At 39.2% G+C, this 7,804-nt stretch carries 5 protein-coding genes; 4 read left to right on the top strand and 1 reads right to left on the bottom strand.

The window, feature by feature from the left end:
• Positions 1-1,370 precede the first annotated feature (1,370 nt).
• From panC to QZT26_RS15125, 3 genes are all read left to right on the top strand, one after another.
• Positions 1,371-2,243: a pantoate--beta-alanine ligase gene (gene panC, locus QZT26_RS15115; RefSeq protein WP_169703814.1), complete on the top strand. Its 873-nt coding sequence runs from the start codon at positions 1,371-1,373 to the stop codon at positions 2,241-2,243.
• A gap of 62 nt (positions 2,244-2,305) precedes the next feature.
• Entirely contained in the window at positions 2,306-2,563 is a 258-nt protein-coding gene (locus QZT26_RS15120) for a hypothetical protein (RefSeq protein WP_169703815.1), read from the top strand.
• Positions 2,544-3,674 (top strand): glycosyltransferase family 9 protein, encoded by a 1,131-nt coding sequence (locus QZT26_RS15125; RefSeq protein WP_099323494.1) that lies wholly within the window; start codon positions 2,544-2,546, stop codon positions 3,672-3,674. The genes QZT26_RS15120 and QZT26_RS15125 overlap by 20 nt, the downstream gene beginning before the upstream one ends.
• 29 nt (positions 3,675-3,703) lie before the next feature.
• Here the strand turns inward: QZT26_RS15125 and QZT26_RS15130 are convergent, their stop codons facing one another.
• Positions 3,704-4,390 (bottom strand): GGDEF domain-containing protein, encoded by a 687-nt coding sequence (locus QZT26_RS15130; RefSeq protein ID WP_157775528.1) that lies wholly within the window; start codon positions 4,388-4,390, stop codon positions 3,704-3,706.
• Positions 4,391-4,401: 11 nt separating this feature from the next.
• Between QZT26_RS15130 and QZT26_RS15135 the strand changes: the two genes are divergently transcribed.
• Positions 4,402-7,245 carry a hypothetical protein gene (locus QZT26_RS15135; protein WP_169703816.1) on the top strand — a complete coding sequence of 948 codons (2,844 nt, stop codon included), beginning with the start codon at positions 4,402-4,404 and terminating at the stop codon, positions 7,243-7,245.
• The last annotated feature ends 559 nt before the right edge of the window (positions 7,246-7,804 follow it).

The following is a 7,804-nucleotide window of genomic DNA, read 5'->3' on the forward strand; positions in this document are numbered from 1 at the left end:
ATATGTCAGTAACTTTCCTCACCCTTTGTATGGTTTCTTCTCGTTAATACCTTATTTGTAAGACAATACACCCCTTATTATCTCTTCATACAATTACCTCTCCAAATGTGTTTATTGCATGTGCATTGTTTTGTAAATAAGTTTAAATGTTTTACTCTTCCATTTGCTTTTTTATTCTTTTTCTCCTAACTCGAAAATAAGATTACAAAAAATAGCTCAAGCACAGGTACCGCAATATGATATGGCTATAAAGTCATTTTCATCGCTTCTGGGTGTTGCAAATGCAACATGATGACTGATGACTTATTTTGTCATTACAAGCGGAAGCGGATTAGAAATCCGATGCTCTATCCATATACCAAAACCACATGCTTGTCATTACAAGGGCATCAGCTTGTCATTGCAGGGGGTCTCAGCTTGTCATTGCGAGGGTCTTTTCCGAAGCAATCTCATAAACCGCCATAGAGATCCTTCCCATCTGCATTCATTCCATTAAATTAATTCTGTTTTTTTTAGCCCTTGAGCCACCCTTAATTTGCTTCTCCCGCGATATGGCGTTTCTTACGTCACGAAATATCTCGTAGTATACTGATTGCTTCGGAAAAGACCCTCGCAATGACAAGCTGAGAGGCCCTCACAATGACAAGCTGATACCTTTTGGATGGCCCTATACATTTGAACCGGTACAGAAACAGAAATGCCAGACATTTCCGACTCGGAAATAAGACTACAAAAAATAGTTTAAGTATAGATACTACAACATGATATGGTTATAAAACAATTTTGATAGTTTCCAGGTGTTGCTAACGCAGCATGATGACTGGCTCGAAAATACCGTCGACTGTCTAAAAATTAAACATTTTCATCGTTTTAGGGGTGTCGCACTTGCGACATGACGACCGTTCATTACTCATTGCTGCTAAAATGAGTTTGTTTCCCCGTATCGTTACATTACGTCATAATGAATAATGACACTTGCACTTGTATTTGATCTTTGCTAGACTTTTCACACCTATAACTAGTTTGCAGGTCTTTGTATAAAGAATTCATGCTGCCTTTGTTGCTTTTTTTCTCCAAATAGCCCGCAATATTAAAAAAACCGACCTGCAAAAACAATTAACGTCGATTTGTTTTTTATCTTATCAGTACCTTATCAGTAATTTCTTTGCACACTTCCATTCGTCAGTGCGTGCTTTTTGACAAAATATTTAATGCTGGAATCCGAATATTTAATTTTTTAATCTGTGCAATCTCTTGTTCCGCCTTTTGTTTTGCTTATTTTGTATTTCGTACATATTTGCTTCTAGCTATGCATGCTTAAGAATAAATACCCCATACACCCCCCTTTAGTAATTCACAGGTGAATATTATTGCAGATAACAAGCTCTTTAGACGAAATCAGGTCGATAGTAAAAGCGGCAAAGAAAAATAATTTGCTCATTGGTTTTGTACCTACAATGGGCGCTTTACATGAAGGCCATTTGAGTCTGATAAGACAGGCAAGGACGGAAAATGATACCGTGGTTGTGAGTATTTTCATCAATCCCATACAGTTCGGGAGAAATGAAGATTTTACTCAATACCCACGGATGTTTGACACTGATTGCGAGATCCTTTTAAAAGAGGGTGTGAACGTTTTATTCAACCCAAAAGCGTCGGAAATGTATCCTGACGGATTCTGTACAACAGTTGTTCCAGAGCATTTAGAGGACAAACTGTGCGGTAAATCGCGTCCCGGACATTTCAGGGGCGTTGCCACTGTTGTCCTGAAATTATTTAATCTCATACAACCCGACAGTGCCTACTTCGGTCAAAAAGACTTCCAACAAACAGTTGTTATCAGTAGAATGGCTGCCGATTTGAATTTAGATGTAAATATAAAAGTACTTCCAACAGTGCGGGACAAAGAAGAATTGGCGCTAAGTTCACGAAATGCCTATCTCAGCGAGACAGAAAAGAAAGACGCACGGTGTTTGTATCAGGCGCTGATAAAGGCAAAGGATATGGTGAATGCAGGCGAAAATAATGCCGGAGAAATTAAATTGGAAATGGAAAAGGTTATTAATAATTGTAAATCAGCCCGGATAGATTATCTTTCAATAGTCAATCCCGAAACACTTGAGGCAGTGACGGAAGTGAGAAATGGAAACGTTGTCGCCCTGGCAGTCATGATTGGTAAGACACGCCTGATTGATAACATAATCCTAGTGGTTTTTATTGCTTTTTTAATTACTTTGGCCTGATGCTTCGACAAGCTCAGCACTAGTTTTATTGGCTAATTGGCTTTTATAATGATTGGTGATTTGTGAGTAAGTTGTTTTATCAGATACCTGAAATCTCTAATACTTTATTTGATAGTGATGTTAAACTGCTGCCTTCTGTTGATGATGAATTGTTTGGCGACTTTTTAGATGTAGCGCGAAGTGCCACTTCGCTCATAACGAAGCAATCGCTTCGTCCTACAACTTTTAAATTCCTATACTCCTACAAGCTCAGTACCAGAACGTTAAATTATATGATTATCCATACGCTAGGGAAATACTATGATGTCAAAAGATTTTGATTGCCGTTTTTTTGCCTCCGAGAAACCATGCAGGTTTAAACTTGATTGTCCCATTGATTCAAGCTGTGCAAAATACGCCTCAATGGGGAAAAGGATTTTGATTATAAAATTAGCGGCCATCGGTGATGTATTAAGAACTACGCCGATTCTTCCTGTTTTGAAAGAAAAATATCCATCATCTCATATTACATGGATAACAGATGGTTCCTCACTGCCTGTGCTGGAAGATAATCCCTTTATCGATCGTTTATTATTCGTTACTCTTGAAAATACCCTGCGTCTACAAGTTGAAATATTTGATTTACTGATATGTCTTGACAAAGATGCGACTGCCACCAGCCTTGCTGCAATGGTCAAGGCCGACGTCAAACTTGGTTTCGCCCTCTCCGGTACAGGACACATTTATTCCTTGAACAAGGAAGCAAATCATTTGCTGCGATTGGGTGTTTCTGACGAACTAAAGTTCCGGCAAAACACAAAGACCTACCAGCAACTTATATTTGAAGCACTCGGGTTTATTGAAAACTACGGAGAGTATATTATCACTCTCCCCGATAAATATAATATGTACGCCAGAAATTATTTAAGCAATTTTAATATTGATCCTGGGAAATTACTTATCGGCCTGAACACCGGAGCTGGAAAAAGATTCGCCACAAAACGATGGGAAATCCAAAGTTTTGTTGAACTCGCAGACAAATTGCAAAATGACCTAGATGCTCAAATATTACTTTTAGGCGGGCCTGAAGAAGTGGAAAGAAATCAGGAAATCGCCTCCGGAACCACATCGAACGTTATTGACAGCGGTTGCCATCACAACCTGAAAGAATTTATGGGATTGATCAATCAATGTCATCTCATCGTTACCGGAGATACCCTTGCCCTGCACTTATCTATTGCATTAAGAAAATGCACTGTCACATTCTTTGGCTCTACCTGTTATCAGGAAATCGACCTTTATGGCAGAGGGAAATCGCTGGTCGCCCATGTTGAGTGCTCTCCTTGTTACAAAGGAAACTGCGATAACATGATATGCATGAAAAAGATAAGCGCTAACGATGTGTTTCATGCATGCCGTGAGGTTTTGGCGAATCATGCCATAGCCGTGTAGGGACGAAGCATCTGCTCCTACTATTATTATTATCTGAACCACTTTTTCTTTTGTCTCCAGACGGTAACCCTGTTTTTCCCTTTTTTCTTTGATTCTAACAATGTCTTGTCTGCGTTGTCTGTGAGATCGCTTCGTTTTAATGTATCAACGTGTGGCGCAATTTCAGCGATGCCAAAACTTGCCGTAACATTATATTTCATGTTATTTATTATGAATGTATGTTTCGCTACTTTTTCACGCATCCTTTCGGCAACAATAACGGCTGCGTCCACTTTTGTATCAGCTAAAACTATGGCAAACTCTTCGCCTCCATAGCGGGCAAGGATATCATATTCCCGCAAACATAACGTCAGCAGTTTGCACAGTTCCTTTAAAATGAAGTCGCCTGTTTGATGTCCATATAAGCCATTAAAACTTTTAAAATTATCCACGTCTATCAATACCAGGCGGAAATTAGTCTGTTTTCGTTTCGATCTGTTGATTTCTTTTTCAATAAATGCTTGCAGAAAACGATGGTTATACACCTCCGTCAATCCATCGATATTCGCAAGATTTTGGAGACTTTTGTTTTTTGTTTCTAATTCTCTGGCTAATTTCTGCAGTTGTATTTTTGTAGCAACATGCTCCCTGTTCATCTGGTCATATGTCAGGTTTATAACACTAAGGGCCGCGTTTGCTTCCAGTAATATATCTTCTACCGGTTTAGGTTTTTCCATATTAAATCCCAATGTTTACCTTACATAATAATAGCCATTCTTTCGCGTCACTCCTGAAACAATCAACCGTCAGTGATGTAAAAGGCGCATTTCCGAAAACGATACTACATTTCCTAAACGACAATAGTTTCCTGTTTCCGAAATCAAAAACCTCTGAAATTTTCCCGGCCTTCAACGAATCGTTATGGATTTCACCGCAAACGGTTTTAAAAATGGACGCAGAAACCGGGGTATTTGGAAAGAGGATTCGAAACAAAAACAGCCGGACAGAACTGTTATTAGCATCATTCAAAAACATTATTGCGCAATTCATTATTGCACCATTTTTCCCGGAATCAATAAAAGGCGATTTTCAACTCATTCCCCTTAAATGTCCTCATACTAAAAATAGTATTACTTACGGGATATCTGATTCGTTCAGTCTGAATGTGACAGGAAACAACCCTGTTACCTTTTCCGTTTATCTGGGAGATGGACGTAGTTTGAGAGATATGCAAAGAATGATTGAGGATAATGCGGATATCCGGGCGCTAAAAGATATTTTCGGATATTTAGAGGACGACTCATACGGTCTTTTCCCCATCATTCCCTCCTATAAAATAGAAAGACATAAAAACAATGTATCTCTTACCCTCAGCAAGAATATCCTTGGGGAAACATACCGGCTTAAGATAATAGTGGAAGGCATACAAGAAGAAATAATCATAAAAGAGGCCGAACATCCTCTGGTGTTGAGTTATTTTGTCATCGAGGAAGCCAAAAATAATATCAGCAAAGAAGAAAAAGGCTGGGAATTACTTAACGATATATTAAAAAAAAGCCCTGAGTGGTTTAAGGAAAAGCAGTTGCGTCTTCTTTGCTTTTCCGGAGCTGATGACCATGCAAAATCAGGCGCCCCACATCATCGATACAAACGATATTTGAATGCTTCTAAAAAAGACCTTTATATTATCGAAATCCTGTGTCCTTTTTTTGAAATAATACCTTCAAAATCAAACTCCTCAATAAAGATAGATATAGAACTCACGGTAAATACAACATTACAGCACTATCGCCCAAAAGCATTCCCGTTAAGAGGCATATTTAAAAATGATAGCATGGAATATATCAACCGCTTGCAAAATGCCAAAACTATGGCGGGTCTGATAGATGAAAAGATCATGAGCCTTTTAAATATGCTTGAAATTTCTTACCGTTCACTTTCATTTTTGATCACGAACAACATGATTCTGGCAGGAGCGTTTACCTATCTCACCTATTTTGGCAGGGATACCGTCTTTACCCATTTGTTGCTCAAACCGTTTCTTACTATATTTGTTCAGCAAAAAATAGTGCAACAACTCTTAAACCGTTCAAACCAGTCGGGTGAGGGTGCTCACGAAACAGACTCCCGCGTCCTGAAAGAAAATGAAGCCCACTACGACTATCGTATGACCGATACCGATTTCTTGGTAGCTATCTCAACTTTTGAATTGTTAAACGAAATGAGTTGCAAGGATATTGAAGATTTTTTAAACCATAAAGACAGCGAAAATCGCTATCATTGTACAGCACCAGACGAGACATTTTTTATCAACAATGCGACGGTAATCATTCGTAATTTAAACAGAGCACTTACCCTTATTGAAAACAATGACCTTGTCCCATTAAAGCGAATAAACGACCCCAGTTCCGCCAATTGGAGGGATGCGGTAAATAGTTTTTCAAGAGGCACATATTCCTATGATGTAAATGCCGTATGGGTTCCCCATCTACTCCGCCTTTTAGAATCATTCAGCACAAACAAAGAAAAAAGGGAAATCCTTTTAGCTTTCCTGAATAAAATTCAGGCTCTCTATCCAAACCATTGTTTTAAACCTACAGAAACACTTCTTCATACAATCACCAGTACGCCTGGTAATACAATTACGACCCTTATTGAACGGACCAAAAAAAAGTTTGAGATTTCATACTCGTTAGAAGAGTGGCGTACCCGTTTAAAAAGTTTTTACAACGACCCGCAAAACCACGAAAAATCAATTCAGGACCTGAAAAAAATGAAGATTGGCTACTATCTCAGGGAACACGGACAAGGCAGGGTATGGTTTACGGCAGAAGATTTTTTAGATGACCGGAAATGGGAAAACAGTATGCAATATCAATTTGAGCTTCTGCCAGATAATTTTTTTCTTCCTGATGGAAATCCCTTTCCCAACGGCATTCACACATACGCCATGGCACTCGATAAAGATAAAAATCCGATTCCTATCATGCATAGCGATTTGGGCTTTGAGGCATTTACAAAGTCTATGAGAAAGGAACACATAGAGAAAGAATTGATACTGCCGGTAGAGCTTCCCTTATCCCTGGGTGGGCTGGCAATCATAGATAGAAATGGTGAAAGCCTCGGTTTTACCGTTGCCAATCCCATGCTTGCAAATAGAAATGGCTACGAACTGTTGCTAACGCCTGCCGAAAAAAACAGGGGAATCGATCCAAAAATACTTTCTCCATGGAACCTTATCGGCAAAAACGAATATCACGGATGGGGGGCTATTTGGGAGGTGATGATAGATTTTATGGTTGCGGCGTTACAAGATGCGGACATACAAAACCATACTTACCTGAAAAATTATTATTGGTGGGTATTGGAAAATTATACGCAATATCCCAGGGTTCGTAATAAGGAGGTGTTGGGGTTCAAATACAATGACAATTACAAAGACTGGCTTCTCACTGAATCCACCATAGAAAAATTTGAAATCAACGACCTCCAGGCCTTCAACGCAGCCGGCAGATTAAGGGTTCTCTTAAAAGCACTCATTCCCGGAATAACCACCTTCTGGCTTTTTAAGAGGGAAGAAGGCGACACCTGAAAAGCTTGCTTACCCCCACTGCTACCTCCCAAGAGGGTAATTTGGAAAGTCCCCTCTTGGGAGAGGATTAAGGGGTGGGTTAAAGGCATAATGAAAAACGTTGTATCGTAATTCATTTATGAAGTACGAAGTACGATTTAGATCTCAAATCTCAAATCGTAAATTGTAATTCATAAATCTCAGGCAGAAACGGGAGCATTCCCGATTTTTTGTAAAAATGCCATTAGCGGGGAGAGGGGAAGAATAGTAACTCAAGCTTCAAGCTTGAGGGTAAAATACCACAAGCAGGATGTTTGTGGTACAATGTACAATTAGTTAGCCAAGAATTTGAAATGCTCCTGTTCAAACCATGTCCCCCGCTGGCGGGGGTGCAGGGGGCATAAGCGCTAACTTGTTTTATTGACAAATTTTATTCATCATGGTATTTTTATGTTAATTATCCCGCTAATCACTCTATAGGAGGATAAAGCCATGATGAGAGAAGATTGGGATCTTCTAAGAACTTTCTTCCCAAACGATTGGAAAAGTTTAGCCGTTGATACAAATGCTTTAAAAGGCT

The organism is uncultured Candidatus Kuenenia sp. (assembly GCF_900696675.1).
GTDB lineage: Bacteria > Planctomycetota > Brocadiia > Brocadiales > Brocadiaceae > Kuenenia > Kuenenia stuttgartiensis_A.

Bases quoted from the DNA above. Each gene is read 5' to 3' on its own strand.
- QZT26_RS15125 (WP_099323494.1), top strand. From the start codon at position 2,544: ATGATGTCAAAAGATTTTGATTGCCGTTTTTTTGCCTCCGAGAAACCA.
- QZT26_RS15130 (WP_157775528.1), bottom strand. From the start codon at position 4,390: ATGGAAAAACCTAAACCGGTAGAAGATATATTACTGGAAGCAAACGCG.
- QZT26_RS15135 (WP_169703816.1), top strand. From the start codon at position 4,402: ATGTTTACCTTACATAATAATAGCCATTCTTTCGCGTCACTCCTGAAA.